A 25608-nucleotide genomic window follows, 5' to 3' on the forward strand; every position below is an offset into this window, starting at 1 on the left:
CACCGCGGACAGCGCGCCCCCGACCGGGTCAGAGCTTGGGCGGGCGGGCCTCGTACGGGGTGGACAGCACGACGGTGGTGCGGGTGGAGACGCCCGCCGCGGAGCGGATCCGGGCCAGCAGGTCCTCCAGGTCGCCGGGGCCGGGGACGCGGACCTTGAGGATGTAGTTCTCGTCGCCGGCGACGCTGTGGCAGGCCTCGATCTCGGGCAGGCCGACGAGCCGCTCGGGGGTGTCGTCGGGCGCGCTGGGGTCGAAGGGCTTGACCGAGATGAACGCGGTGAGCGCCAGGTCGACCGCCTCGGGGTCGACGATCGCGGTGTAGCCGCGGATGACGCCGCGCTGTTCGAGGCGGCGCACCCGCTGGTGCACGGCCGAGGTGGACAGGCCGGTGGCCTTGCCCAGGTCGGTGTAGCTCATCCGTCCGTCCTGGAGCAGCAGCTGGACGATGCGCTGGTCGAGTTCCTCCACAAGGCGTCAACCTACTCGATCGCGGGCGGGCTGTGCAGACAGCTCGCTGGGGGGCGCATCCGGGGGGCACATGCCAACGGAATGTGGCGAGGAACACAAGGAATGCATCACCGTGCGCCGGAGTGCAGGGTTATGACGTGCCGTCACTGGGAAGTGCTGCTGGTGGCCCGGACGACGAGAGGTTCCGGCCCGATCCGAGGGGGATCACGATGCCTTCCACCGACCAGCGTTCCGACGTCGAGGACGAACCCGGCGCGCTCGAGGCGCCCTTCGGGGCGGACTCGGGCGCGGCCGACACCTGGGAGAGCTTCCGGGTGCACTGCCCGGAGTGCGACCGCCCGATCGCGTTGATCGGGGACGAGGAGCGCCTGCCCCAGCACGCGGTGCTGACCTCCGCGTGGAACCCCTTCCAGCCGGCCATCTGCCCCGGCACCGGCCTGCCGACGGCCGAGCTGCCCGAGTGCGAGGAGCCGCCGCGGTCGGACGGCCCGGACAACCTGGTGGCGCTGCCGTCCGCGCTGGACTGGCGCACCCAGCCGTTCTCGCACGCCGGGGCGCACCGCCCGGTGCGGGCGCTGGTGCCCGCGCAGCGCGACCGCCGCGCGGCCTGACGGCCGCGGCCCGCAGAGCCGGACCGGCCCGGCCGGTCCGACGTCCCGGCGAGGGTGCCGCCCGCGGCGCCCTCCGGGATCACCCCCCGCCCCTGACGTCCTGACGCGCGGAGCCCGGCGTCCGGCCCGGCCCGCGTACCCTTGGCCGGATGGACGCCGCCCTCCCCGCCCCGCCCGCGGAGCTGTCCGTACCGGCCGCGGCCCTGCTCGCGCTGCCGCCCTCGCTGGGCCCGGTGCGGCTGGTCGCGGTGGACGGGCACGCGGGCTCCGGCAAGACCACGTTCACCGGCCGGCTGGCCGCCGCGCTCGGCGGCGCCCCGGTGGTGCACCTGGACGACCTGGCCACGCACGAGGAGCCGTTCGGCTGGACGGAGCGGCTGCGCGCGGGCGTGCTGGAGCCGCTGGCGCGCGGGGTCGCGGGCCGGCACCCGGTGTACGACTGGACGGCGCGGGCCTTCACCGCCGAGCGGGCGGTGCCGGTGGCGCCGGTGGTGCTGCTGGAGGGGGTGGGCGCGGGCCGGCGGGAGGTGCGCCCGCACCTGGCGGCGCTGCTGTGGATGGAGCTCGATCCGGCCGCGGCGCGGGCCCGCGGGCAGCTGCGGGACGGGCCGGAACTGGCCGAGTTCTGGGCGGGTTGGTCGCGTGCGGAGGACGCGCACTTCGCGGCGGACCCGAGCCGCCCGCACGCGGCGCTGCGGGTCGACGGGGTCACCGGGCGGATCTCCGGGAGCACCCTGAGTGAACCGGGCGGACCGGTCTTGACCTGCGACATCATCAGGATTTAAGTTCTGCGTGTCGCGGAAATCAGTTGAATCCGCAACCACAGACACGGCGCCTCCGGCTTGTTCCCCCGTGAGCCGGGGGCGTCGTCCTGCCCTCCTCCCCGGCCCGCCGCCCCCGCCGGGATGCGATCGTCTCGCGCCATTCGAGCCGCGCGGCACCCTTCCGGATCAGCGCCGCGCCGGTACCATGCCACGCAGGCGCGCAGAGGAGCGCCCCGAGGTCTGGCGGGGGGCGTCAGTGACGGTGGAGAGTTCCGGCGGCGAGGGTCCCGCCGCGGCGGGTCCCGACCCGGACGCCGACCGCGCCTGGTCGCGGGCCATGGACGCCTACACGGCCGGTTCGTACGCCCGCGCGGAGGAGGAGTTCCGCGCCGCGGTCTACGTCGACCCCGGCATGGCGGACGCCTGGCTCGGGCTGCACGCGCTGCGCAGCGACACCGCGGGCGCGCTGCTGGCGATGCACCGGCACCGCGACCGCTTCGGCGAGCAGCGCGAGCGCCACCGCCGTCCGCTCAGCTCCTGGTACTGGCTGGGCTGGTGGGTGCAGCCGGTGCTGGAGACCCCGCAGGACCTGGCGCTGGCGCACGCCTCGCACTGGCTGGACGGCCGCCACCTGGCCGAGCTGGAGCAGGCGCTGACGGACTGCCCGCCGCCGGAGCGGGACCCCGCGGTGCGCTTCCTGCACGCCTGCCGCTCCTACCTGCTCAAGGACTGGGAGCAGCTGATCCGGGACACCGACCGCCTGCTGGACGACCCGGTGCTGGGCATCGAGGCGGGCCTGTTCGCGGGCATGGCCCGGGTCCGGCTGGACATGTGCGCGCAGGCCCAGCGCCCGCTGGCGGCCTCGCTGGCGCGCTGCCGCTCCGAGCAGCCGCAGCGCAAGGAGCTGCGCTACTGGCTGGCCCGGGCGTACGAGGGCGCGGGGCGCAGCGCGGCGGCGCTGCCGCTGTACCGGGCGGTGCACCGGGCGGACCCGGCGTTCATGGACACCGCGCAGCGGCTGGCGGCGATCGCGGCCGAGGACGGGCTGCTGGACGGCGAGGCGTTCGGCGAGTACCGGGGCGCGGCGGGGCCGGCCGGGGCGCTGGAGGAGCTGGAGCCGGTGGAGTTCCGCGGCGGGTCCGGCGGGGTGAGCGAGGAGGCGTGCGAGGAGGACGGCGCCCCGGGCGCGGCCGAGCCGGGCCGGGCCCAGCTGGCCGAACGGGCCTCGGGCTCCTCGCCGTTGACGCCGCGGCTGGGCAACTGGCCGATGGCGCAGGCGATCCCGCCGGCCGGCCCGAACCCGGCGCCGGCCGCCCGGCTGGAGCTGGACCAGGCGCTGGCCGAGCTGGAGGCGATGGTCGGCCTGGACCCGGTCAAGCGCCAGGTGCGGGCGCTGTCCGCGCAGTTGCGGATGGCCCGGCTGCGCGCGGACCGGGGGCTGCCGGTGCAGCCGCCCAAGCGGCACTTCGTGTTCTCCGGGCCGTCGGGCACCGGCAAGACCTCGGTGGCGCGCATCCTCGGCCGGGTCTTCCACGCCCTCGGGCTGCTCTCCGGCGACCACCTGGTGGAGGCCCAACGGGCTGACCTGGTGGGCGAGTTCCTCGGTCAGACGGCGGTGAAGGCGAACGAGCTGATCGACTCGGCGCTGGACGGCGTGCTGTTCATAGACGAGGCGTACTCGCTGGCCAACTCCGGCTACAGCAAGGGCGACGCGTACGGCGACGAGGCGCTGCAGGTGTTGCTCAAGCGGGCCGAGGACAACCGGGACCGATTGGTCATCATCCTTGCGGGGTACCCGGACGGCATGAATCGACTACTGGCAACGAACCCGGGCCTGAACTCCAGGTTCACCACCCGGGTCGACTTCCCGTCCTACCGCCCCGCCGAACTGGCCGACATCGGCCTGAAGTTGGCCCAGGCCGACGGCGACGGCTGGGACGTGGACGCGGCCGAGGAACTGACCTCGATCTGCGGACACGTGGTCGCCGAGGGCTGGATCGACCAGCTCGGCAACGGCCGCTTCATCCGCACCCTGTACGAGAAGTCCTGCGCCTACCGGGACCTGCGGCTCTCCGGGCAGCGCGGCGTGCCCTCCCGGGAGGATCTGGCGACCCTGCGGCTGCCGGACCTGCTGCAGGCGTACGGCGAGCTGATCGACGGCCGCCAGTGAAGGGCGTCCGGGAGGAGCGCGCCGGCCGGGAGGACGACGAGGACCCGGCGCCGAGAGCGGAACGCGTACGGACGGCCGGGCCCCGCCGGGTGCCCTGGTACGTCTCCCTGCCGGTCACGCTGGCCGTGATCCTGGCCCTGTTCCTGGGGCTAGGGCAGCTGGGCTGGCTGCCGGGCCTGCCGAACCCGTTCGCCGAGAAGAGCGTGGACCGCAGCCAGCCCGCGGTGCTCAAGTCGGTGCAGAACATGAGCCGCTACAACGCGGCCACCGGCAACTTCCAGGTCATCGTGGACCTCGCCAACGAGGCCAAGTTCCTGCCGTCGGCGATCCTCGGCACCCGCAGCCTGTACGTGGGCGCGGGCACCGTCGGCGCCTACGTGGACCTGGGCAAGCTCGGGCCGGACTCGGTGAAGGTCTCCGACGACCGGCGCACCGCGTCCATCACCATCCCGCACGCGCAGCTCGCGGACGCGGCGCTGGACGTCAAGCACTCCTACATGTACTCGCAGGAGCGCGGCCTGTTCGACCGGCTCGGCGACCTGTTCTCGTCCAGCACCTCCGACGACCAGCACAAGGTGGAGCTGCTGGCCGTGGAGAAGATCGACAAGGCGGCGAAGGACACCGAGCTGACCGCGACCGCGGAGAACAACACCAAGGCGATGCTGTCGGGCCTGCTGGGCTCGCTGGGCTTCACCTCGGTCACGGTCACCGTGGCGTAGCACCGCCCCGCACCCCCGGGCCCCCGTTCCTCCGGCCGCGCGGCCGGAGGAACGGGGGCCGTCTCAGCGCTGGGCGGCGGCGGGCGGGCGGTGGTCGGGGTCGTGGACCTCGCCGACCAGCTCCTCCAGGACGTCCTCCAGGGCGACCAGGCCGAGCTGGCGGCCGTCCGGGTCGACCACGGCGGCCAGGTGGGCGGCGGCCCGGCGCATCGCGGCGAGCGCGTCGTCCAGCGGCAGGCCGGCCCGCAGCACGGTGATCGGCCGCCACAGCCGCTCGGGGATCGGCGCGGCCAGGTCGTCGGCCTCCAGCGAGTCCTTCAGGTGCAGGTAGCCGAGGACGGCACCGTGCTCGTCGGCGACCGGGAAGCGGGAGAAGCCGGTCCGCACGGCGAGGCGCTGGATCTCCTCGCCGGTGACCTCGCGGCCGACGGTGACCAGCTGCTCGGGGTCGAGCAGCACCTCGGTGACCGGGCGGCTGCCCATCTCCAGGGCGTCCTCCAGGCGTTCGCGGCGGCTGTCGTCGAGGAACCCGGCCTCGCCGGAGTCGGTGAGCATCAGCAGCAGCTGCTCGCTGGTGGCCACCGAGTCGACCTCGTCTTTGGGCTCGACCCGGAACAGCCGCAGCACGCCGTTGGCGAAGGCGTTCAGGAAGGCGATGAACGGGGCCAGCCAGCGGGCCAGCCGGTCCAGCGGCGGGCCGAGCAGCAGCGCGGCCCGCTCCGGCCCGGCCAGGGCGAGGTTCTTCGGCACCATCTCGCCGATCACCATGTGCAGGAACACCACGATGCTCAGCGCGATGGCGTAGCTCAGCGGGTGCATCGCCGACTCGGGCACGCCGAGCGCGTGGAAGGCGGGCTCCAGCAGGTGCGCGATGGTCGGTTCGGCGAGCGCGCCGAGCAGCAGCGAGCAGACGGTGATGCCGAGCTGGGCGGCGGCCAGCATCGCGGAGACGTTGGACAGCGCGTGCAGCACGGTGCGGGCGCGCTTGTCGCCGGCCTCGGCGAGCGGCTCGATCTGGCTGCGGCGCACCGAGATGACGGCGAACTCGGCGCCGACGAAGAAGGCGTTGCCGAGCAGCAGGAGCAGCGAGAAGGCGAGTTGCAGGGCGCTCATCGGTGGTTGTCCCGGTCCTCGTCGTCGTTCTCGTCCTCGTGCACCCGGCGGACCTCGACCCGGCTGGTGCGGTGCCGGTCGACGGCGGTCACGGTCAGCTCCCAGCCGGGCAGGTGGGCGCGCTCGCCGACGGCGGGGAGCTTGCCGAGCAGGTCGGCGAGCAGGCCGCCGAGCGTCTCGTACGGGCCGTCGGGGGCGTGCAGGCCGATCTTGGCGAGCTGGTCGAGCCGGGCCCGGCCGTCGGCGTCCCAGACCGGCAGGCCGTCCCGCGGGGGGAGCGGGCGCAGGTCGGGGGTGTCGGCGGGGTCGTGCTCGTCCTGGACCTCGCCGACCACCTCCTCGACGATGTCCTCGATGGTGGCGACGCCGGCGGTGCCGCCGTACTCGTCGACCACCACGGCCATCGGCTCGCGGCGGCGCAGCAGGTCGAGCAGCCGTTCGGCGGACATCGTCTCGGGGACCAGCAGCGGCGGGGCGCACAGGTGGCGGACCTTGGTGTGGTCGCGCCGCGCGGCGGGGACCGCGAGGGCGTCCTTGAGCGTGACGGTGCCGGTGACCTCGTCCAGGCTCTCGGCGTACACCGGGAAGCGGCTCAGCCCGGTGGCCCGGGTCAGGTTGAGCACGTCGGTCGCGGTGGCGTCCTGCTGGAGGGCGGCGACGTCGATCCGCGGGGTCATCACGGACTCGGCGGTCAGCTCGCCCAGGCCCAGGGTGCGGACGAACAGCGTCGCGGACTCCTCGTCCATGACGCCGGCCTGGTACGAGTGCCGGGCCAGCGCGACGAGTTCGTCGGCGGTGCGGGCGTGGCCGAGCTCCTCCTGGGGCTCGACGCCGAAGGCCCGGACGATCCGGTCGGCGGAGCCGTTGAGGAAGGCGATCAGCGGCCGGCAGGCGGCGGAGAACGCGCGCTGCGGGGCGGCCACGGCGTAGGCGACCCGGATCGGGCGGGAGATCGCCCAGTTCTTCGGGACGAGTTCGCCGATCACCATCTGGATCACGGTGGCCAGCACCAGGCCGACGGCCACCGCGGTGCCGCGGGCCGCCGAGTCGGGCAGGCCGACGGCGGTGAACACCGGTTTCAGCAGGACGGACAGCGCCGGTTCGGCGAGCATGCCGACCACCAGCGAGGTGATGGTGATGCCGAGCTGGGCGCCGGAGAGCTGGAAGGACAGCTTGTGCAGGGCCTTGGAGAGCCCCTTGGCCCGCCGGTCGCCGTCGGCCGCGGCGCGTTCCACGGTGCCGCGGTCGGCGGTCACGAACGCGAACTCGGCGGCCACGAACAGGCCGTTGGCGAGGATGAGCAGGAAGGCCGCGAGCAGCAGGAGCCAGGCGGTGGTCATCGGGCCGCCCGCCTTCCCCGGCTGGAGACGTGCGCGGCGGCGCGGGTACTACCGGACGGATCGTCCATCGAGGGGAGGTGTCACTCCTCTGGTCGCGGGTGGAGGCGGGCAGCCCGGTTCTCGGGTGGGCTTTGCCGCGGTTTTACCAGCCTAGACGATACCCGAACGCTTCTCCGGGCCCGTCCGCCCCGCCCGTCCGGGGCGTGTCAGGGCCGCCCGTCCGGGGGCGGAGGCGGGCGCGTGCGTCCGGGGGCGGAAGCGGGCCCGTGCCGTCCGGAGGCGGGTCGGGCGCGTGCGTCCGGGGTGGGTCAGGCCCGCTGCTCGCGGCCGGCGCCGCGCTCCTCGACCAGGTCGCGCAGGGCGCGGGCGGCCCGGATGGCCTGCTCCCGGCCGCCGCCGGGCTGGATGCCGACGGCGGCCAGCGCGGTGCCGTCGGCGAGGTCGAGCACCACCCAGGGGTCGCCGGCCCGGAAGTTGACCCGGACCACCTCGGCCCAGGAGAGCCGGCGGCTGCGGACGAAGTTGACCACGGTCAGGCCCTCGGCGTCGGCGACCACCTTGGGGCGGGCCAGCATCAGGCCGACCGCGGCGAACAGCAGGCCGGAGCAGGCCATCATCACCCGGTCGTTGAACTGCCAGCTCTCCGGCAGCACGACGGCGAGCACCGAGAACAGCACCACCAGCACGGCGCACAGCGTGTACAGCACGGCGCGGTTGCGGCGGGGCGCCCAGGTGACGGGCAGGGCGGCGGGTGCGGGGGTGGACACGGGTGGCTCCAGGAGGGGCGGGACCGGGGGTGGCGGCCCCGCCCGGTGGCGGGTCAGATGCGGCAGGCGTGGATGTTGGTGACCAGGATGGCCCGGGCGCCGATCGCCCACAGGTCGTCCATGATCCGCTGGGCCTCCTTGCGGAGCACCATCGAGCGGACCGCGACCCAGCCCTCGGTGTGCAGCGGCGAGACGGTCGGCGACTCCAGGCCCGGGGTGAGGGCGACGGCCTCGCCGACCTTCTCGGCCCGGATGTCGTAGTCCATCAGCACGTAGCGGCGGGCCACCAGCACGCCCTGCAGGCGGCGCAGGAACTGCTCGACCGCGGCGTCCTCGCCGGCCCCCTTGGAGCGGATCACCACCGCGTCGGAGACCAGGATCGGCTCGCCGAACACCTCCAGGCCCGCGTTGCGCAGGCTGGTGCCGGTCTCCACCACGTCGGCGATCACGTCGGCGACGCCCAGGTGCACGGCGGTCTCCACCGCGCCGTCCAGCTTGGTGACGGTGGCCTTCACGCCGTGCTCGGCGAGGTGCTGCTCGACCAGGCCGGTGTACGAGGTGGCGATCCGCAGGCCGTCCAGGTCCCGGACGCCGGAGAGCTCCGCGCCGACCGGCTTGGCGAAGCGGAAGGTCGAGCCGGCGAAGCCGAGCGCCAGCACCTCCTCGGCCTCCGAGGCCGAGTCGAGCAGCAGGTCGCGGCCGGTGATGCCGACGTCCAGCCGGCCGGAGCCGACGTACACCGCGATGTCGCGCGGGCGCAGGAAGAAGAACTCGACCTGGTTGTCCGGGTCGACCAGGACGAGCTCCTTGGCCTCCTTGCGCTGCCGGTAGCCGGCCTCATGGAGCATCTCCGCCGCGGGACCCGAGAGCGAACCCTTGTTGGGGACGGCGATGCGGAGCATGAGTGGCGGACCCTTCGCGTTGGCGAGCAGTGGAGCGATCGGACGGGCGGTGGAACGGGACTGCTGGAGGCACCTGTCGGAGGTGCGCGTCAGAGGTGCTTGTAGACGTCTTCGAGCGTCAGCCCGCGGGCGAGCATCATCACCTGAACGTGGTAGAGGAGCTGCGAGATCTCCTCGGCCGCCTCCTCGGGCGACTGGTACTCGGCGGCCATCCAGACCTCGGCGGCCTCCTCGACGACCTTCTTGCCGATCGCGTGGACGCCCTGCTGGACCAGCTGGGCGGTACGGGAGGACGCGGGGTCGCCGGTGGCGGCCTTCTGCTGGAGCTCGGCGAAGAGCTCCTCGAATGTCTTGGAAGCCATGATGGGCTCACCTTACGGGGTGCGGGCTGACGGACGGTAAACGGTTCCGCACCGTGGACAGTCCGGTGGACGGCGTCCACGGTGCGGGGAACCGCCGTCCGCGGTGCGGAGGGGCGGTGTCAGCTCCGGGGCGCGAGCGCCGCGCGCAGCGCGGCGGCGGTGGCGACGGCGGCGGTGACCGCCTCGTGGCCCTTGTCCTCGGCGGAGCCGGGCAGCCCGGCCCGGTCCAGCGCCTGCTGCTCGGTGTCGCAGGTGAGCACGCCGAAACCGATCGGGACGCCGGTGTCCACCGAGACCTGGGTCAGGCCGACGGTGGCGGCCTGGCAGACGTAGTCGAAGTGCGGGGTGCCGCCGCGGATCACCACGCCCAGCGCGACCACCGCGTCGTACCCGGCGGCGGCCAGCCGCTTGGCGGCGACCGGCAGCTCGAAGGTGCCCGGGACGCGGACCACGGCCGCGTCGCCGATGCCCAGGTCCTTCAGGGCGCGCCGGGCGCCGTCCAGCAGGCCGTTCATCACCTGCTCGTGCCACTGCGCGGCGATCACCGCGACCCGCAGGTCGGCGCAGTTCTCCAGGCTCTCCGGGGACAGGACGGGGGCTCCGTGGCCGGCCATGTTCGTCTTCCTCTGTTCGTTGCTGGCGGTGGTTCGTTGCTAGTGGTGGTGCGGGCGTGCGGCGGTGCGGGCGTGCGGTGGTGCGGGGGCGGCGGCTACTTGCCGTCGTCCTCCTCCAGCCACGGCAGGTCGTGGCCCATCCGGTCGCGCTTGGTGCGCAGGTAGCGCAGGTTGTGCTCGCTCGCGGTGGTGGGCAGCGGGCGGCGGGCGGCGACCTTGAGGCCGTGCTCGGTGAGCGCGGTCTGCTTGGCCGGGTTGTTGCTGAGCAGGGTCAGCGAGCGGACGCCGAGGTCGGTGAGCATCTGGGCGCCGATCGAGTAGTCGCGGGCGTCGGCGGGCAGGCCCTGGTCGAGGTTGGCGTCGACGGTGTCCAGGCCCTGTTCCTGGAGCTGGTAGGCGCGCAGCTTGTGGGCCAGGCCGATGCCGCGGCCCTCGTGGCCGCGCAGGTAGAGCACCACGCCGCGGCCGGCCGCGGCGACGGCGGCCAGCGAGGCGCTCAGCTGGGGGCCGCAGTCGCAGCGCAGCGAGCCGAACACGTCGCCGGTCAGGCACTCGGAGTGCAGCCGGACCAGCACGTCCTCGCCCTCGGGGAGCCGGCCGTCCGCGTCCAGGCCGCCGGCCACCAGGGCCAGGTGCTCGGTGCCGTCGATCGTGCCGCGGTAGCCGACGGCGGTGAACGTGCCGTGCTCGGTGGGCAGTTGGGTGACGGCGGCGCGGTCGACGTGCAGTTCGGTGCGGCGGCGGTAGGCGATCAGGTCCTCGATCGAGATGATCGCCAGGCCGTGTTCGCGGGCGAAGGCGTGCAGTTCGGGCAGCCGGGCCATGGTGCCGTCGTCGTTGACCACCTCGGCGATGCCGCCGGCCGGGGGGAGCCCGGCGAGCCGGGCCAGGTCGACGGCGGCCTCGGTGTGGCCGGGGCGGACCAGCACGCCGCCGTCGACGGCGCGCAGCGGGAAGACGTGGCCGGGGCGGGTGAGGTCGGTGGGCTCGGTGCCGGCGGTGGCGAGCAGCTTGACGGTGCGGGCCCGGTCGGCGGCCGAGATGCCGGTGGAGACGCCGTCGCGGGCGTCGACCGAGACGGCGTACGCGGTGCCCTTGCGGTCCTCGTTGACCCGAGTCATCGGCGGGAGCTCGAGCCGGTCCAGTTCCCCGCCGGTCATCGGGACGCAGATCACGCCGGAGGAGTGCCGGACGGTGAAGGCCAGCAGTTCGGGGGTGGCGGCCGAGGCGGCGAAGACGATGTCGCCCTCGTTCTCGCGGTCCTCGTCGTCGACCACGATCACGGCACGGCCGAGCGCGATGTCGGCGACGGCGCGCTCGACCGGGTCGAGGGCGAACGGCCCGGTGGCGGGGCCGGGACCGGCGGGCCGGGGGGTGGTGGGCCGGGGGGTGGTGGGCTGGGCGCTCATGCGGCGGCTCCGGTGGGGATCGAGGCGGTGCGGGCCGCCCGGGCCTTCGTCCACCAGCTGGCCAGGCCGGCCACCACCAGGACGAAGTAGATGCTGAAGGTGAGGGCCGAGAAGACGTAGCCGTGGGTGTACGAGTACGGGACGCTGATCAGGTCGACGGCGATCCAGGCGAACCAGAACTCGACCCAGCCGCGGGCCTGGGCGTACATCGCGGCCAGCGTGCCGACGAAGATGTACGCGTCCAGCAGCGGGTTCCAGGACAGCTTCGGGAAGGCGTGGAAGAGCGCGGCGACGGCGGCGGTGCCGGCCGCGGTGGCGACGACCAGCACGGCCCGTTCGCGCCAGTTCGCGAAGCGCACCTCGACCTGGCCGGTGTCGCGGCGGCCCCGGCTCCACTGCATCCAGCCCCAGACGGCGGCGACGATGACGATCACCTGCTTGCCGATCAGGCCGGGCACCTGCCCGCCGAGGAAGGCGGTGATCAGCACCGCGCCGGCCAGCAGTTGGGCGGGCCAGGTGAGCACCGAGCGGCGCCAGCCGAGGGCCAGGGCGCCGAGCCCGATCAGGTTGCCGGTCATGTCGGCGACCTTCACGTGCTCGCCGAAGGCGGTGAAGGCCAGGTCTCCGAACGCACTCACTTGGAACCCCCCAGGGTGTCGGGCAGGGCACGGGTGTCGAGCAGCCGCTCGACGTACTTGGCGAGCACGTCCACCTCGAGGTTGACGGGGTCGCCGACCGCCTTGGCGCCCAGCGTGGTGAGGGCGAGGGTGGCGGGGATGAGCGAGACGGTGAACGAGTCGAGGGCGGCCTCGACGACGGTGAGGCTCACTCCGTCCACGGTGATCGACCCCTTCTCGACCAGGTAGCGCGAGATCGGCTGCGGCAGGGTGAAACGCAGCACCTCCCAGCGCGGATTCCCGTCCGGGTCGAGGTCGCCGGGCTCGCGGGAGAGCAGCGTCCCGGTGCCGTCGACGTGCCCCTGCACCAGGTGGCCGCCGAGCCGGGCGCCGAGCGCCATCGCCCGTTCCAGGTTGACCCGGGAGCCGGGGCGCAGCACGCCGAGACTGGAGCGCAGCAGCGTCTCGCGCATCACGTCGGCGCTGAACTCGCCGGGGCGGTCCGCGAGTTGCTCGTTGTCGTCGAGGACGGTCAGACAGACGCCGTTGACCGCGATGGAGTCGCCGTGCCGGGCGTCGGCCGTGACGACCGGCCCGCGCAGGCGGATGCGCGAGGATGCGCCGATCTCCTCGATGGAGACGACCTCGCCGAGCTCTTCGATGATGCCGGTGAACACCCGGGTTCTCCTCGCGCTTGGGGCGCGGACTCCGGGGCGGCTCATGGGAGTTGACTGCGGACGGCACGCCGGACGCGGCTCCCCCGGGGCGCCTGGGCTTCCTCGCCGAGGCACGGGTTCGCTGCCGTCCTGCTGCGCACCCCGGCCCTCGGGTGGGCCGCGGTACTGACACGCCTGGTCCGCCGCGCACGCCTCCCATCCGGACTTTAACCGTCGGTCCAGGAATTTCACCTGGTCAACCGCCCGCTGGCTGCGGACGGGTCGCGGACTGTAACCGCCGGTTCGGATTTTCACCGACCCCGGAGTGCGCTGAACGTCACTGGTACTGCACCCACATTCTTGCACGCGCCGGTGGTCCGGCCGCAAGGACGCGTGCTGTGGCCTGGTTCACGCCGGCGGAGCACGGTGGGAGGGAATAGTTCTCCGTACGGAGGACTCCCGACCGAGGAGTTGAGCCGGCATGACGATGTTCATGGACGTCCACCACGGGATGGCCGGCATCACCGCCGACCAGTTGAGGGCCGCGCACGAGGCGGACCTGGCGGCGCAGGGCGAGGAGGGCGTGGAGTTCCGGCAGGCCTGGGCCGACCCGGACTCGGGGACGGTCTACTGCCTGTCCTCCGCCCCGTCCCGGGAGGCCGTGCAGCGCGTGCACGAGCGGACCGGGCACCCGGCGGACGAGGTGCACCCGGTGCCGCTGCACGTCTGACGCCTTCCGGTCCGGGCCGCGCGCGCCGAGTGCCGACGCCGCCCGCCGGGCGCGCGGCGGGCGGGGGTAGCGTCGGGCGGGTGATCTTCGACGCCCTGGCCGCGGACGCGATCCGCGGACCGGCCCGCCTGCGGGCCCTGTACGAGCAGCCGAGCGCGCTGGTGCGGCGCAAGCAGGTGGACCGCCTGCACGAGGCGGACCGCCGGCTGATCGGCTGCTCCTCGCTGGTGTTCGTCGCCACCGCCGACGCGGACGGCAACTGCGACGCCACGCCGCGCGGCGGCCCGCCCGGCTTCGTCGCGGTGCTGGACGGGCACACCCTGGCGATCCCGGACGCCACCGGCAACCGGCGGCTGGACACCCTGCACAACGTCGCCGCCACCGGGAAGGCCGGCCTGCTCTTCGTCGTCCCCGGCCGGGCCGCCACCCTGCGGGTCAACGGGCGGGCCTGCGTGAGCGAGGACCCGGAGCTGCTGGCGCGGCTGACGCCGGTGGGCAAGCCGCCGCGCACCGCGATCGTGGTGGCCGCCGACGAGGTGTACGGGCACTGCCCGAAGGCGCTGCTGCGCTCGTCCGCCTGGCGGCCCGAGCGGTGGCTGCCCGCCGACGCGGCGCCCGGTTCGGCCGAGATCACCCTCTCCCACGTGGGAGATCCGGCGCTCACCCTGGAGCAGGTGGTGGCCGCCGAGGAGGAGTCGCTGCGGCTGCGCTACGAGTGACCCGGGGCCCGCGAGGGGGGTCGCGGGAGGGGGGCCGGGAGGGCTTCGCGGCGGGCTGGTGCATGCTGGGAGGCACGGGATCTCCGCATAGGCGGAACTTTGGGGGGCCATAGCTTCGGCTTATGACGACATAAGCCGGAGCCCGGTACCGGGCGCGCCCGCCGGCCGCGAGGCTGGGCGGTACGCGCCCCGAGTCGAACAGGAGTACCTGCCCATGCCCCGCCCCGTCCGGGTGGCCATCGTCGGTTCCGGCCCCGCCGGGATCTACGCCGCCGACGCGCTGCTGAAGTCCGACCTGGCCGCCGCCCCCGGCGTCTCCATCGACCTGATCGAGCGCCTGCCCGCCCCCTTCGGCCTGATCCGCTACGGCGTCGCCCCCGACCACCCCCGGATCAAGGGCATCATCACCGCCCTGCACCAGGTCCTCGACAAGCCCCAGGTCCGCCTGCTCGGCAACGTCGACTACCCCGGCGACCTCTCGCTCGACGAACTGCACCGCTTCTACGACGCGGTGGTCTTCGCCACCGGCGCCGAGGCCGACCGCGACCTGAACGTCCCCGGCATCGAGCTGGACGGCTCGTACGGCGCGGCCGACTTCGTCTCCTGGTACGACGGCCACCCCGAGGTCCCGCGCGAGTGGCCGCTGGAGGCCGAGCAGGTCGCCGTCCTCGGCGTCGGCAACGTCGCGCTCGACGTGGCCCGCATCCTGGCCAAGACCGCGGACGAGCTGCTGCCCACCGAGATCCCGCCGAACGTGTACGAGGGCCTGGCCGCGAACCGCGCCGTCGAGGTGCACGTGTTCGGGCGGCGCGGGCCCGCGCAGGCCAAGTTCTCCCCGATGGAGCTGCGCGAACTCGACCACTCCCCCACCATCGAGGTCGTCGTCGACCCCGAGGACATCGACTACGACGAGGGCTCGATCGCCACCCGGCGCGCCAACAAGCAGGCCGACATGGTCGCCTCCACCCTGGAGAACTGGGCGATCCGCGACGTCGGCGACCGGCCGCACCGCATCCACCTGCACTTCTTCGAGAACCCGGTCGAGGTGCTCGGCGCGGACGGCAAGGTCGTCGCGCTGCGCACCGAGCGCACCGAACTCGACGGCACCGGCAACACGGTGGGCACCGGCACCTTCCGCGACTGGCCGGTCCAGGCCGTCTACCGGGCGGTCGGCTACCGCTCCGACGAACTGCCCAAGCTGCCCTTCGACACCCTGACCGCGACCGTCCCGCACCAGGCCGGCCGGGTCCAGGAGAACGGCGCCCACCTGCCCTCCGTCTACGTCACCGGCTGGGTCAAGCGCGGCCCCGTCGGCCTGATCGGCCACACCAAGGGCGACGCCAACGAGACGGTCGCCTGCCTGGTCGCCGACCACGCGGCGGGCCTGCTGCGGCCCGCCGCCGAACCCGCCGAGGACGCCGTCGTCGGCTTCCTGCGCAGCCGCGGCGTCGACTTCACCACCTGGGAGGGCTGGCAGCACCTCGACGCCCACGAGAAGGCCCTCGGCGCGGCGGAGAACCGCGAGCGGGTCAAGGTCGTCGACCGGGTCGGCATGCTCGACGCCTCCCGCAGCGACCGGGCGGCGGACCGCAACCCGCGGTAGCCGCCCGCGGGCCCGGGTGAACGCCCGGCCGGACCGTCCAGGACCACGTCCTGCGGCGCGCCCGGCCGGGCGTTCGCGCGCGACCGCGCGGAAGGCCGCGGGGCCCGGGCCGGTCAGTCCTGCGGGGCGGGGCCGGTGCGCCGGCGGTCGTAGTGCCGGGCGACCCGGGCCCGGTTGCCGCAGGAGGTCTTGCACCACTCCTGGCGGCCGTGGCTCTTGACGAAGTACCGCACGCAGCGCGGCGCCTGACAGGCCCGCAGCTGTTCCCGCTCGGGCCCGGCCAGGAACTCGATCACCGCGCGGGCCAGCGCGGCGAGCAGCCGGGCGCGGGCGTCCCCGGTGGAGGAGAGCGGACGAATCCGGGCCGGTGGCTCCCCCGCGTCCCAGCCGAGTTGCGGGGCGACCGGGTCGAGCGCGGCGGCGGCGTTCAGCCGTTCCAGTGCCCGGTCGGCGGGCATCAGCCGGTGCGCGTCGGCGCGGCTGGCGGGGCCGGGGCTGACGGCCCGGGCGAACAGGGCGCGGGCGGCGCGGCGCAGTTCGAGCACCTCGGCGTGCAAGTCGGCGTCCAGGTCGGGGAGTTCGGCCGGGCCGGTGAAGCGGGTGCCGTGTTCGGCCAGCCAGGCGGCCGCGTCGCCGGCCTCCGCCAGGTCGTCGAGCACGCCGCCGTTGCCGTCGTGGCGGACGGTGCCCACCAAGTCCAGTGCGGGCCACCCCTGCCGGGTGTCGCCCTCGTTCGCCATGCGTCCGCCTCCTCGCCCGTGCCGCCGGTGCACATTCTCCCTTGCCGCGCCGATCGCTCCTACCCTAAAGTCCCTAACGCCAAAGCGAAAGACAACCATTAGGCACCGGCGAAGGAGCCCCCATGCCCCTGCTGTTGGCCCAGATCAGCGACCTCCACCTGGACGGCACCGAGCGCGCCACCGAACGCGCGGCCCGCGTCGTGCGGTACCTGCGCGGCCTGCCCCGGCCCGTCGATGCGCTGCTGGTCACCGGCGACATCGCCGACCACGGGACGGAGGACGAGTACCGGGAGGCGGCCGAACTGCTGGCGGACGCCCCCTTCCCGGTGCTGCACTGCCCGGGCAACCACGACGCCCGCCCCGCCTACCGCGAGGCCCTGCTCGGCGAGGAGCCGGACACCGCGCCGATCAACCGGGCGCACCTGGTCGGCGGCACCGCGATCCTGATGGTCGACTCGACCGTCCCCGGCCGGGACGAGGGCCTGCTGGAGTCGGCCACGCTCGGCTGGATCGACCGCACCCTCACCGAACTCCCGCCCGGAACACCGGCGTTGATCGCCTTCCACCAGCCGCCGGTGGCCCTGCACCACCCGGTGCCCGACTCCTGCCGGCTGCGGCGGCCCGAGGACCTCGCCGCGCTGCTCGGCGACCACCCCGAGGTGGTCGCCGTCCTCACCGGGCACGCGCACACCGCCGCCGTCTCGACCTTCGCCGGACGGCCGCTGATCGTCGGGCCCGCCGTCACCTGGACGCTCCAACTTCCCTGGGAGACCGAAGACTTCATCGGGCGCGACCAGCCGCCCGCACTCGCCTACCACGTCCTGGACGAGGAGCGCCGGCTGACCACGCACTACCGCGTCGTGCTCTGACGGCCCGGCGCGCACCGTGGCCACCCCGCACGCCGTCGCCGGGTTCCTGATCGCCCTCCTCCCGCTGATCGCCACCCCCGGCGCGAGCCTGGCCCTGCTGATCCGGCAGACCACCGACCACGGCCGACGACGGGCGGTGCCCGTGGTGCTTGGCACCGTCGCCGGACTGGCCGTGCACGCGGGTCTGGCGATCGCCGGACTGGCCGGGCTGACCGCGCACCACCCCGGCGCGCTCACCGCCGTCCGGCTGGCCGGCGGCGGCTACCTGATCGGCCTGGCCGTCTGGACCTGGCGCTCCGCCGGCCGGCCGCCGGCCCGCCGACCGGGCCGCGGCGGCCCCGTCCTCGTCCAGGCCCTGCTGGCGAACGTCCTCAACCCGAAGGCCGCCTCGATCTACCTGACGCTCGTCCCGCAGTTCCTGGACGCCACCCGTCCGCTGACCGGCCAGGTCCTCACCCTGGCCGCCGCGCACGCCGCCCTGGTCGGCGGCTGGCTGTTCGGCTGGACCGCCCTGCTCGGCCGCGCCCGCCCGCACCCCCGCCTGCGCGCCTGGACCACCGGTGCCACCGCCGCCGTCCTGCTCGCCCTGGGCCTGCACGCGCTCGCCGGGGCCTGACGTCCGACCGCGGAACCCCGGCGGACCGGAACACGTCCACCGGCCCCGGCGGACGGGCCCGCGCGGCCCGGGGCCCTTCGGTCCAGTGACCGTTCGGTTCAGGGGCGGTTCGGTTCAGGGGCGGTTCGGTTCAGGGGCGGTTCGGTTCAGGGGCGGTCGGGACGCTCCTCCGGGGTGTGGCAGGCGCGGCGGTGGCGTCAGGGCGGGCCCGGTTGCAGTTCCGCCCGGCCCGCCGCGTCGGAGAGTTTGAGCAGGACGACGGTGAGCAGCCAGTTCGCGGTGAGGGAGGAGCCGCCGGCGGCGAGGAAGGGGAGGGCCTTGCCGGTGAGCGGGATGAGGCCGGTGACGCCGCCGACGACGACGAAGACCTGGAGGGCGAGGGCGGCGGCCAGGCCGGTGGCGAGGAGTTTGCCGAAGGGGTCGGGCAGGGCGACGGCGGTGCGCAGGGCGCGCTGGACCAGCAGGCCGTAGAGGAGGAGGACGGCCATCGAGCCGGCCAGGCCGAGTTCTTCGCCGATGGTGGTGAAGATGAAGTCGCTGCGCCCGGCGAAGCCGATCAGGAAGGGGCGGCCCTGGCCGAGGCCGGTGCCGAGGACGCCGCCGGTGCCGAGGCCGAAGAGGGCCTGGGCGGGCTGCTGGGAGATCAGCGCCGGGTCGTGGACGGGTTCGTAGATGTCGAGCGGGTGCAGCCAGGCTTCGACCCGGCCGTGCACGTGCGGTTCGAGGTCGCCGACCACGGCCGCGCCGCCGACGGCCATCAGCAGGCCGATGACCACCCAGCCGGTGCGTTCGGTGGCGGTGTAGAGCATCACCACGAAGACGCCGAAGAAGATCAGCGAGGTGCCGAGGTCCCGTTCGAAGACCAGCACCAGCAGGCTGACCACCCAGATCGCCAGCACCGGACCGAGGTTGCGGCCGCGCGGCAGGTGCAGGCCCCACGCCTTGCGGCCGGTGAGCGCGAGGGCGTCCCGGTTGGCGGTCAGGTACCCGGCGAAGAAGACCGTGATGGCGACCTTGGCGAACTCGTCCGGTTCGAAGGAGAGTCCGCCGACCCGGATCCACCGCTTGGCGCCGAAGCTGTCGCCGGAGAAGAACGCGGGCGCGGCGAGCAGCACCAGCGCGCCCGTCATGATCAGGTAGACGTACTTCTGGAACAGCCGGTGGTGCCGGACCACGGCCAGCACGCCGACGGCCAGCAGCGCGGCGATCACCGTCCACTGCACCTGGGCGGGCGCGGCCGGGAGCTTCTGCCAGTCGCCCTTGTCGGGGTGCCAGAGCGCGTAGGAGCGGTCGAGGCGGTCGAGCAGGACGAGTCCGAAGCCGCTGAGCAGGACCGCGAGCGGCAGGATCAACGGGTCCGCGTACGGGGCCCAGCGGCGGACGGCGAGGTGCAGCAGCAGGGCGAGCGCGCCGAGGCCCGCGCCGTAGGGCAGCAGGCCGGGCGGGACGGTGCCGCGCAGGGCCAGGCTAGCGGTGGTCCAGCCCGCCAGGCAGACGGCCACCGCGAGGAGCAGCAGGGTGAGTTCGCTGCGGCGGCGGTGCGCGGCGCGGCGGCGGCCGGCGCTGCGCGGGGCGGCGTTCACCCGGGCTCCCCCACTCGGTAGATTCTACAGTGGCGTAGATAGTGGAGCCGGGTCCGCGGTCGCGGGCCCGACCCTGCGACGACGCCCGGAACCCCGCCCCGGGTTCCACCGCCGGGCCCCGCCACCGGCACCGCCGCCCGAAGGAGGCCCCCCGGCATGACCCACCCCGCGGCCGTCGCGCCCTGGCACTGGTCGGCGCTGGCCGACACCTGGACCCTCGAACCGGCGGTCGCCGCCCTGTCCGTCCTGCTCGCGGCCGGCTACCTGGCCGGCGCCCGCCGCCACCGCACCGGCGGCTCCGGCCGCTGGCCCTGGTACCGCACCCTGGCGTTCCTGGGCAGCCTCGCGGTCTGGGTCTGGACCACCTGCTCCGGCCTCGGCGCGTACGAGCGGGTGCTGTTCACCGACCGCGCGGTGCAGCTGGTCCTGCTGCTGATGCTGGTGCCGATGCTGCTCGCCCTGGGCGCGCCCGTCTCGCTGCTGGCCGCCACCCTCCCGGCGGCGGGCCGCGAGCGGCTGCGGGCGGCGCTGTCCGGCCGGGTCTCCCGGGTGCTGATGTTCCCGCTGGTGTCCACCGTGCTGCTGGTCGCGCCGCCCTGGCTGCTGTACTTCACGCCGCTGTACGCCCGCACGCTGACCGACCCGGTCTGGAACACCGGCTTCCACCTGGTCCCGGTGCTGCTCGGCCTGCTCTACTTCTGGCCGCGCCTGCAACTGGACCCGGTCGCGCACCCGTACCCGCTGATGATCGGCGTGGTGATCACCTTCGTCGAGGTGGTCTTCGACGCGGCCCTCGCCCTGGTGCTGCTGTACGGCGGCCACGTGATCGCCGAGCCGTACTACGCGGGCCTGGCCCGCGACTGGGGGCCCACCCTCGCCCGCGACCAGTTCGTCGGCGGCAACGCGATCTGGATCCTCGGCGACCTGGTCGGCCTGCCCTTCCTGTGCGCGCTGATCCGCCGGATGATCGTCACCGGGCGCGCCGAGACGGCGGCGGTGGACGCCGCGCTGGACGCGGCGGAGGAGGCCCGGGCGGCGGCGGCCTCCGCTGCGGTCTCCCCGGCGGGCACCGCCCCGGGCGCTCCCGCGAGCGCTGCTGTCGGGGACCGGCCGTGGTGGCTGGACGACCCCAACCTCCGGCACCGCTACGGCGGTTGAGGCCCCGCACCCCCGTGTCGCCCCGCGCTGCCGCCCCGCGCTGTCGCCCCGCGCCGCCGCCCCGGTCCGGGCTACCCGACCGGCTCGCCGGCGTTCAGCACCCGTCCGGCGAACTCCGGGTCGAGGGCGACCCGGACCAGGGCGTCGGCCAGCCGGTGCAGTTCGGCCGGGTCGACCAGGGCGGCCAGCTCGGCCGGGTCGGTCGGGAGCCGGAGCAGTTCGGCACCGGCCAGCACCCGGGCGTCCAGGGCCGGGCGCAGGTGCGGCCAGACCGCCTGCGCGTCGCGGCAGAACGCGGCGGCGCCGGCCGGGCCGATGCCGGGGAAGCGCTGGAGGAGGGCCCGGGTCCGTTCGGGGCGGTGCTGGGCGGCGACGGCGAGCTTGCGCAGGTCGCCGCCGTACTCGTCCTGGGCCAGGCGGGCGCAGTCGTTGAGGCGGGTGGCGGTGCCCTCGGCGAAGTGGCGGTAGCGCCCGGCGATCAGCGCGTCCTTGCAGTGCTGCCGCCCCAACTCCAGGGTGCCGTAGGGCGTTCCGGCCCCGGCGGCGATCAGCGCGGCCGTGCCGGTGACGGCGATCGCGCCCTGGACGCGGGCCGACACCAGGTTGCTCAGCACCAGGAGCTGCCAGAGCGGTTCGGCCCGGTCCGCGAGCACGATGCCCGCCTGTTCCGGGTACGTGCCCCCGGCCGCCTCCACCAGCACCGCCACCCGTCGCCGCGTGTCCATTCCGGCCCTCCCGCCATTGATTCGCTGACGAACCGCCAGCCGTCGGGCCCGACGGTACGCGGCGGCGGCCCCGACCGGCCCGCAGCCACGCCGCGAACGCCCCGGTTCGGCCCGCGCCCGCCCACCGGGAAACGACGGGCGGACGGGACGGTCGGGGCTCCGGGGGCTCAGCCCAGCAGCGCGGCGACCTCGGCCAGCGAGTGCACCCGCGGCACGGCGCTCTCCTCGCCGCTCGGCTCGCGGTCCAGCCAGATGCCCAGCAGCCCGGCCTCGGTGGCGGCCTGCGCGTCCACGTCCAGGCGGTCGCCGACGTACGCGGTGCGCCCGGGGGCGACGCCGAGGGCGCGGCAGGCGAGGTGGAAGATCGCCGGGTCGGGCTTGGCGCAACCCGCCTCGGCGGAGGCGGTGGTGTGCGGAACGAGCACGTCGAGGCCGACGGCGCGCAGCTTGCGCCGCTGAATGTCGCCCTCCCCGTTGGTGATCACGCCCGTCCGCCGCGACGCGCCCAACTCCCGTACCGCACGCGGCACTTCCGGGTAGGCCCGCCAGGAGCGCTCGTAGCGCCGCAGGTAACCGGCGAACCAGGCGTCGGCCCGCTCGGCCGGCCACTCCCCCAGCCCGAGGTGCGCGGCCAGCCCCACGGCCCGGTTGCGGCGCTGCTGGTGGACGGTCGACTCGCCCGCCAGGTAGCGGTCGTACTCGACCCGTTCGAGGCGGCGCCAGAACCGCAGCACCTCGTCCCGGTCGAACTCCCGCCCGGGCAGCTCCGCCGCGACCCCGGCCAGCAGGGCCGCCTCGGCCGCCCCGTCGTGGTCCAGCAGCGTGCCGTCGAGGTCGAACAGCACCGCTTCGATCACCGCCCGCCTCCCGTCCTCGCCCCGTTTCACCCTACCGGCCGCTGACGTGCCGTCACCACCCGGCCACCGGGCGCTCACCTCGCGGTACCGGGCGCCCCGTCCGCCGGTTCCGCTTCCAGTTCCAGGAGGACGTCGAGCAGGTGGGCGGGGCCGGCCCGGTGGGCCGGGTGGGCCTCGGTGCGGGCGGCGCGCGGGTGCCAGTGGCCGTCCGGGGCGGGGGCGAAGTCCAGGGCCCAGAGTTCGTGGCCGGTGTCGGCGCGGTGCAGGTGCAGGGTGCCGTCGGCGGTGTGGGTGAGCCACCGGGGGGTGCGCAGTCCGGCCCGGTAGCGGTGCCACTGCCGGTCGGACCAGCGCAGCGCGGGGACGGGGTGGGGGCGCGGCAGGCGCATCGGCGTCAGGTGGCCGGGGGCGGGGCGGACACCGCCGGGGGTGGGGGACGGTGTCGGCGGCGCTGGTGCGGCTGCCGTTGCCGAGCACGGCGGCGGCCGCCCGCGGGTCGGAGCGGTCGGTCAGCCCGGCGGCCTCCAGGACGCCCCGCCGCACGGCGCCGTGCGGGGTCAGGTCGGCGACCTCGCGCAGCAGGCGCTCCGGCGTGGTCGCCGTGGTGCGGGCCCGGACGGCGAGGGCGGCGGCGACGGCCACCGCGATCGCGCCGTCCACGGCCTGCGGGTGGGTGTGGGTGATCACGGCGGTGTCGGCGGCCGGACGGACGGCGGCGGCCGGGTCCTCCGCGTAGCAGGCGCCCAGCGGGGCCACCCGCATGGCCGCGCCGTTGCCGAACGAGCCCTGGCCGTCGAAGAGTTCGGCCGCCAGGCGGCGGGCGTCGCCGCCCTCCCGGACCAGCCGGAGCATCCGGTTGGCGGCCGGCCCGTAGCCGCGGTCGAAGTCGTGTCGGCGGGCGAAGGCGTGGGTGAGGTCGAAGGTGTCGATCGCGCCGCGCTCGCACTGGGCGGCGTACACCGAGCAGGCCATCTCGGTGTCGTCGGTCCACGGCCACGGGCCGGGCGGTGCGGTGCGGGCGTCCAGGTGCGCGCGGGCGACGGCCGGGACGAAGAACTGGGCGCCGAGCGCGTCACCGACGGACAGGCCCTGGAGCGCGTCGAACGCGGGGCCGCCGTGCGGGGACGGGCTGTGCGGGGAGGAGCCGGGCGGGAACGAGCCGCGCGGGGAGGCGTCGGGCGGGAAGGTGTCGGTCATACGTGTTCCACCGAACCGTGCGGGCGGGGCGGGTGTCAAGCCCCGTCCCGTGACGGCTCGGTGGCTCGGCGGCTCAGTGCCGCAGTGCCGCAGTGCCGCAGTGCCACAGCGGCCCGGTGGAAAGGCCGGGCCGCCGGTCGCGCGTCGCCCGGCCGTGGCGGCGGTGGCCTGGGATGATCCAACCGTACGTCCCGGAACGGAAGGTGGCCCCATGGTCGGCACGGTTCTGATCGTCGTCCTGCTGCTCGCGCTCGGCGGCTGCACCTGCGTGGTGTGGGCCGCGCGCGGCGGCCCCGGCTGGGTGCGGGCCGTCGCCCGGGTCACCCTCGGCGTGGGCAGGATGATCCGGCGGACCGAGCGCAACCGGCGGCGGTACGGCATCACCAGCGGCCGGTCCGGTACCAGCAGCGGGGACTGACCCGGGCGCCGGCGGCCCCCGGCGGGGCGTCAGTCGGACAGGCCCAGCGGGTCCGGGGTGTCGGCCAGCAGCTCGGGCCCGTTCGCGGAAACCCGGTTGACGGCGGTCGGCACCGCCCGGACCAGGAGGTCGCCGTCGGCGGGGCGGTGCAGCAGGTCGTGCAGGTCGGCCGGGTCGGTGCCGGCCGGGTCGAGCCAGCTGTCCAGGTCGTCCCGGTCGATGATCAGCGGCATCCGGTCGTGCACCCGGCCGGCCCGGTCGGTGGCGTCCGTGGTCAGGATGGTCGTCGTCGCCAGCCAGGCCGCCGGGTCGTCCTCGGGCAGGCTGGCGTCCCGCCAGAACTCGTACAGCCCGGCCATCAGCATCAGCCCGCCGGTGGACAGGAAGTAGGGCTGCTTGTACGCCTTGCGGCCGTCGGCGGCGGGCACCGGGCGCCACTCGTAGTAGCCGTCGGCCGGGATCACGCAGCGGCGCTTCGCGAAGGCCCGGCGGAACGAGGGCTTCTGGTCGACGGTCTCCGAGCGGGCGTTGATCAGCCGGGCCGCGCCCGACCGGTCCTTCGCCCAGGACGGCACCAACCCCCAGCGCAGCGTCCGCAGTTGGCGGACCACCTCGCCGGTCTCGGGGTCCACCCGCTCCAGCACGGCGGAGACCGGCTGGGTCGGGGCCACGTTCCAGTTCGGCGCCAGGGCCTCGGTCGGGTCCCAGCTCGCCACGTCGAGCAGGGGGACCAGGTCGGCGGGATCGGTGGTGGAGACGAAACGACCGCACATGCGTCCCACCCTGCCACCGAACCCCGACAACCGCACGCGTCGGCGCCGGGCGCCGGGCCCCGGGAGTGCCTCGCGGGAGTGCCTCAGGAGTAGAAGTTGCGCTCCCAGCGGTGCCCGGCCAGCACCTTCAGCTGCCGCTCGTCCAGCGGCACCCCGTCGGCCACCGCCGCGTTGCGCTCCACGTGGCGCACCGTGCGCATGCCGGGGATCACCGTCGAGACGGCGGGCGCGCCGAGCACGAACCGCAGCGCCGTCTCGGCGAGCCGGTCCGGCTCGATGCCCAGGTCGGCGGTGATCGCCGCGACCCGCCGGGCCACCTGCGCGGGCCGGTCGTCGCGGAAGTACCGCCGCCGGAAGTCGCCCTCCGGGAAGGTGGTGTCGGCGGTGATCCGGCCGGTCAGCCCGCCCTCGTCCAGCGCGACCCGGACGATCACCCCGACGCCGTGCTCCTCGCAGGCCGGGAACAACTCGTCCAGCGGCGACTGGTCGAACACGTTGAAGATCACCTGCACCGCGTCCACCTCCCCGCTGCGCACCAACTCGACCGCGCTGTGCGGCTCGTGGTCGTTGATCGAGACGCCGAACAGGCCGATCAGGCCCTCCCGCTTCAGCTCCCGCACGGTCTCCAGCCAGTCGCCCCGGCCCAGCCACTCGTCGCTCCACACGTGGAACTGGAGCAGGTCGAACCGCTCCAGCCCGCTGACCGCCAGCGAGGTCTCCAGGCTCTGCCGGATGTGCGCCCCCGGGAAGGTCTCCGCCGGGTCCACCCCGGCGCGGGCCGGCCACTGCCCGTTCAGCGGCGGCACCTTGGTCGCCACCCGCACCTGCTCGCCGTTGGCCGCCCGCTCCCGCACCACCCGGCCGACCAGCCGCTCGCTCTCCCCGTACCCCCGGGCCGTGTCGACGAAGTTCACCCCCAGGTCGACCGCCCGGTGCAGGGCCGCCAGCGAGTCCTCCTCCCGGGCGCCCACCCAGCTGGACGCCCCGATCCCCCACGCCCCGTAACCGACCTCCGAGACCTGCACGCCGCTGCGCCCGAGCTCGCGGTACCGCATCCGTTCTCTCCCTCACCGGTGAGCCGACCGTTCCGGGACGGGACCCTAGGCG

27 protein-coding genes and 1 riboswitch are annotated in these 25608 nt (G+C 74.8%); of the genes, 11 read left to right on the forward strand and 16 right to left on the reverse strand.

Going from position 1 to position 25608, the window contains the following annotated elements; translation table 11 throughout:
- Positions 1-28 precede the first annotated feature (28 nt).
- Positions 29-469 (reverse strand): Lrp/AsnC family transcriptional regulator, encoded by a 441-nt coding sequence (locus ACIQVD_RS14445; protein WP_176185772.1) that lies wholly within the window; start codon positions 467-469, stop codon positions 29-31.
- 209 nt (positions 470-678) lie between these two features.
- On the opposite strand from ACIQVD_RS14445, the gene ACIQVD_RS14450 reads away from it, so the two are divergent.
- From ACIQVD_RS14450 to ACIQVD_RS14465, 4 genes are all read left to right on the forward strand, one after another.
- Positions 679-1080 carry a hypothetical protein gene (locus ACIQVD_RS14450; RefSeq protein ID WP_111552575.1) on the forward strand — a complete coding sequence of 134 codons (402 nt, stop codon included), beginning with the start codon at positions 679-681 and terminating at the stop codon, positions 1078-1080.
- A 149-nt stretch (positions 1081-1229) separates the two neighbouring features.
- Positions 1230-1865, forward strand: coding sequence for a uridine kinase (locus ACIQVD_RS14455; protein WP_402289068.1), 636 nt, complete (start codon positions 1230-1232; stop codon positions 1863-1865).
- A 316-nt stretch (positions 1866-2181) separates the two neighbouring features.
- Positions 2182-4014 carry an AAA family ATPase gene (locus tag ACIQVD_RS14460; protein WP_402289519.1) on the forward strand — a complete coding sequence of 611 codons (1833 nt, stop codon included), beginning with the start codon at positions 2182-2184 and terminating at the stop codon, positions 4012-4014.
- Positions 4011-4733 (forward strand): DUF4230 domain-containing protein, encoded by a 723-nt coding sequence (locus ACIQVD_RS14465; protein WP_400686203.1) that lies wholly within the window; start codon positions 4011-4013, stop codon positions 4731-4733. The genes ACIQVD_RS14460 and ACIQVD_RS14465 overlap by 4 nt, the downstream gene beginning before the upstream one ends.
- A 63-nt stretch (positions 4734-4796) precedes the next feature.
- Here the strand turns inward: ACIQVD_RS14465 and ACIQVD_RS14470 are convergent, their stop codons facing one another.
- The 9 genes from ACIQVD_RS14470 to ACIQVD_RS14510 all read right to left on the reverse strand — a co-directional run bounded on the left by ACIQVD_RS14470 (position 4797) and on the right by ACIQVD_RS14510 (position 12534).
- Positions 4797-5846 carry a hemolysin family protein gene (locus ACIQVD_RS14470; protein ID WP_100835149.1) on the reverse strand — a complete coding sequence of 350 codons (1050 nt, stop codon included), beginning with the start codon at positions 5844-5846 and terminating at the stop codon, positions 4797-4799.
- Complete coding sequence (locus ACIQVD_RS14475; RefSeq protein WP_400686205.1) at positions 5843-7186, reverse strand: hemolysin family protein; 1344 nt, start codon at positions 7184-7186, stop codon at positions 5843-5845. The genes ACIQVD_RS14470 and ACIQVD_RS14475 overlap by 4 nt, the downstream gene beginning before the upstream one ends.
- A 308-nt stretch (positions 7187-7494) precedes the next feature.
- A complete protein-coding gene (locus ACIQVD_RS14480; protein ID WP_400686208.1) occupies positions 7495-7953 on the reverse strand; it encodes a PH domain-containing protein in 459 nt (152 codons plus the stop codon).
- A gap of 53 nt (positions 7954-8006) precedes the next feature.
- Positions 8007-8855: an ATP phosphoribosyltransferase gene (gene hisG / locus ACIQVD_RS14485; RefSeq protein ID WP_400686211.1), complete on the reverse strand. Its 849-nt coding sequence runs from the start codon at positions 8853-8855 to the stop codon at positions 8007-8009.
- 89 nt (positions 8856-8944) lie between these two features.
- A complete protein-coding gene (locus ACIQVD_RS14490; protein ID WP_111552569.1) occupies positions 8945-9217 on the reverse strand; it encodes a phosphoribosyl-ATP diphosphatase in 273 nt (90 codons plus the stop codon).
- A gap of 119 nt (positions 9218-9336) precedes the next feature.
- Positions 9337-9831: a 6,7-dimethyl-8-ribityllumazine synthase gene (gene ribH, locus ACIQVD_RS14495; RefSeq protein WP_100835154.1), complete on the reverse strand. Its 495-nt coding sequence runs from the start codon at positions 9829-9831 to the stop codon at positions 9337-9339.
- A 95-nt stretch (positions 9832-9926) separates the two neighbouring features.
- A complete protein-coding gene (locus ACIQVD_RS14500) occupies positions 9927-11240 on the reverse strand; it encodes a bifunctional 3,4-dihydroxy-2-butanone-4-phosphate synthase/GTP cyclohydrolase II (protein ID WP_400686215.1) in 1314 nt (437 codons plus the stop codon).
- Positions 11237-11818, reverse strand: a complete 582-nt coding sequence (locus ACIQVD_RS14505; RefSeq protein ID WP_402289522.1) for a nicotinamide riboside transporter PnuC — start codon at positions 11816-11818, stop codon at positions 11237-11239. The genes ACIQVD_RS14500 and ACIQVD_RS14505 overlap by 4 nt, the downstream gene beginning before the upstream one ends.
- 56 nt (positions 11819-11874) lie before the next feature.
- Positions 11875-12534: a riboflavin synthase gene (locus ACIQVD_RS14510; RefSeq protein WP_402289076.1), complete on the reverse strand. Its 660-nt coding sequence runs from the start codon at positions 12532-12534 to the stop codon at positions 11875-11877.
- A 183-nt stretch (positions 12535-12717) separates the two neighbouring features.
- Positions 12718-12845: riboswitch (FMN riboswitch) on the reverse strand.
- A 149-nt stretch (positions 12846-12994) separates the two neighbouring features.
- On the opposite strand from ACIQVD_RS14510, the gene ACIQVD_RS14515 reads away from it, so the two are divergent.
- The 3 genes from ACIQVD_RS14515 to ACIQVD_RS14525 all read left to right on the forward strand — a co-directional run bounded on the left by ACIQVD_RS14515 (position 12995) and on the right by ACIQVD_RS14525 (position 15565).
- Complete coding sequence (locus tag ACIQVD_RS14515) at positions 12995-13243, forward strand: SCO4226 family nickel-binding protein (protein WP_400686220.1); 249 nt, start codon at positions 12995-12997, stop codon at positions 13241-13243.
- Between the two features lie 80 nt (positions 13244-13323).
- A complete protein-coding gene (locus tag ACIQVD_RS14520) occupies positions 13324-13962 on the forward strand; it encodes an MSMEG_1061 family FMN-dependent PPOX-type flavoprotein (protein WP_402289079.1) in 639 nt (212 codons plus the stop codon).
- Positions 13963-14176: 214 nt separating this feature from the next.
- Positions 14177-15565: an FAD-dependent oxidoreductase gene (locus ACIQVD_RS14525; protein ID WP_402289082.1), complete on the forward strand. Its 1389-nt coding sequence runs from the start codon at positions 14177-14179 to the stop codon at positions 15563-15565.
- Between the two features lie 113 nt (positions 15566-15678).
- Here the strand turns inward: ACIQVD_RS14525 and ACIQVD_RS14530 are convergent, their stop codons facing one another.
- Positions 15679-16305, reverse strand: coding sequence for a CGNR zinc finger domain-containing protein (locus tag ACIQVD_RS14530; RefSeq protein WP_400686226.1), 627 nt, complete (start codon positions 16303-16305; stop codon positions 15679-15681).
- Positions 16306-16427: 122 nt separating this feature from the next.
- On the opposite strand from ACIQVD_RS14530, the gene ACIQVD_RS14535 reads away from it, so the two are divergent.
- Positions 16428-17174 carry a metallophosphoesterase gene (locus ACIQVD_RS14535; protein ID WP_402289085.1) on the forward strand — a complete coding sequence of 249 codons (747 nt, stop codon included), beginning with the start codon at positions 16428-16430 and terminating at the stop codon, positions 17172-17174.
- A 16-nt stretch (positions 17175-17190) separates the two neighbouring features.
- On the forward strand, positions 17191-17790 hold the full coding sequence (locus ACIQVD_RS14540; protein ID WP_400686230.1) for a LysE family translocator: 600 nt from the start codon (positions 17191-17193) through the stop codon (positions 17788-17790).
- Between the two features lie 197 nt (positions 17791-17987).
- Here the strand turns inward: ACIQVD_RS14540 and ACIQVD_RS14545 are convergent, their stop codons facing one another.
- A complete protein-coding gene (locus tag ACIQVD_RS14545) occupies positions 17988-19373 on the reverse strand; it encodes an FtsW/RodA/SpoVE family cell cycle protein (protein ID WP_402289089.1) in 1386 nt (461 codons plus the stop codon).
- Between the two features lie 156 nt (positions 19374-19529).
- On the opposite strand from ACIQVD_RS14545, the gene ACIQVD_RS14550 reads away from it, so the two are divergent.
- Positions 19530-20531: a cytochrome c oxidase assembly protein gene (locus tag ACIQVD_RS14550; RefSeq protein WP_402289092.1), complete on the forward strand. Its 1002-nt coding sequence runs from the start codon at positions 19530-19532 to the stop codon at positions 20529-20531.
- Positions 20532-20602: 71 nt separating this feature from the next.
- Here the strand turns inward: ACIQVD_RS14550 and ACIQVD_RS14555 are convergent, their stop codons facing one another.
- Together ACIQVD_RS14555 and ACIQVD_RS14560 are read right to left on the reverse strand one after the other, a co-directional pair.
- Complete coding sequence (locus ACIQVD_RS14555) at positions 20603-21256, reverse strand: endonuclease (protein WP_402289095.1); 654 nt, start codon at positions 21254-21256, stop codon at positions 20603-20605.
- A 167-nt stretch (positions 21257-21423) separates the two neighbouring features.
- Positions 21424-23310 carry an HAD-IA family hydrolase gene (locus ACIQVD_RS14560; RefSeq protein ID WP_402289097.1) on the reverse strand — a complete coding sequence of 629 codons (1887 nt, stop codon included), beginning with the start codon at positions 23308-23310 and terminating at the stop codon, positions 21424-21426.
- A 211-nt stretch (positions 23311-23521) separates the two neighbouring features.
- On the opposite strand from ACIQVD_RS14560, the gene ACIQVD_RS14565 reads away from it, so the two are divergent.
- Entirely contained in the window at positions 23522-23728 is a 207-nt protein-coding gene (locus ACIQVD_RS14565; protein WP_400686246.1) for a hypothetical protein, read from the forward strand.
- 29 nt (positions 23729-23757) lie between these two features.
- On the opposite strand, the gene ACIQVD_RS14570 is transcribed toward ACIQVD_RS14565, so the two are convergent.
- Together ACIQVD_RS14570 and ACIQVD_RS14575 are read right to left on the reverse strand one after the other, a co-directional pair.
- Positions 23758-24501 (reverse strand): SOS response-associated peptidase, encoded by a 744-nt coding sequence (locus ACIQVD_RS14570; protein WP_402289099.1) that lies wholly within the window; start codon positions 24499-24501, stop codon positions 23758-23760.
- An 83-nt stretch (positions 24502-24584) separates the two neighbouring features.
- Positions 24585-25556, reverse strand: coding sequence for an aldo/keto reductase (locus ACIQVD_RS14575; protein WP_402289101.1), 972 nt, complete (start codon positions 25554-25556; stop codon positions 24585-24587).
- Positions 25557-25608: the final 52 nt, after the last annotated feature.

Source organism: Kitasatospora sp. NPDC090308, assembly GCF_044769485.1.
In the GTDB taxonomy this organism is placed as follows: Bacteria; Actinomycetota; Actinomycetes; order Streptomycetales; family Streptomycetaceae; genus Kitasatospora; species Kitasatospora fiedleri.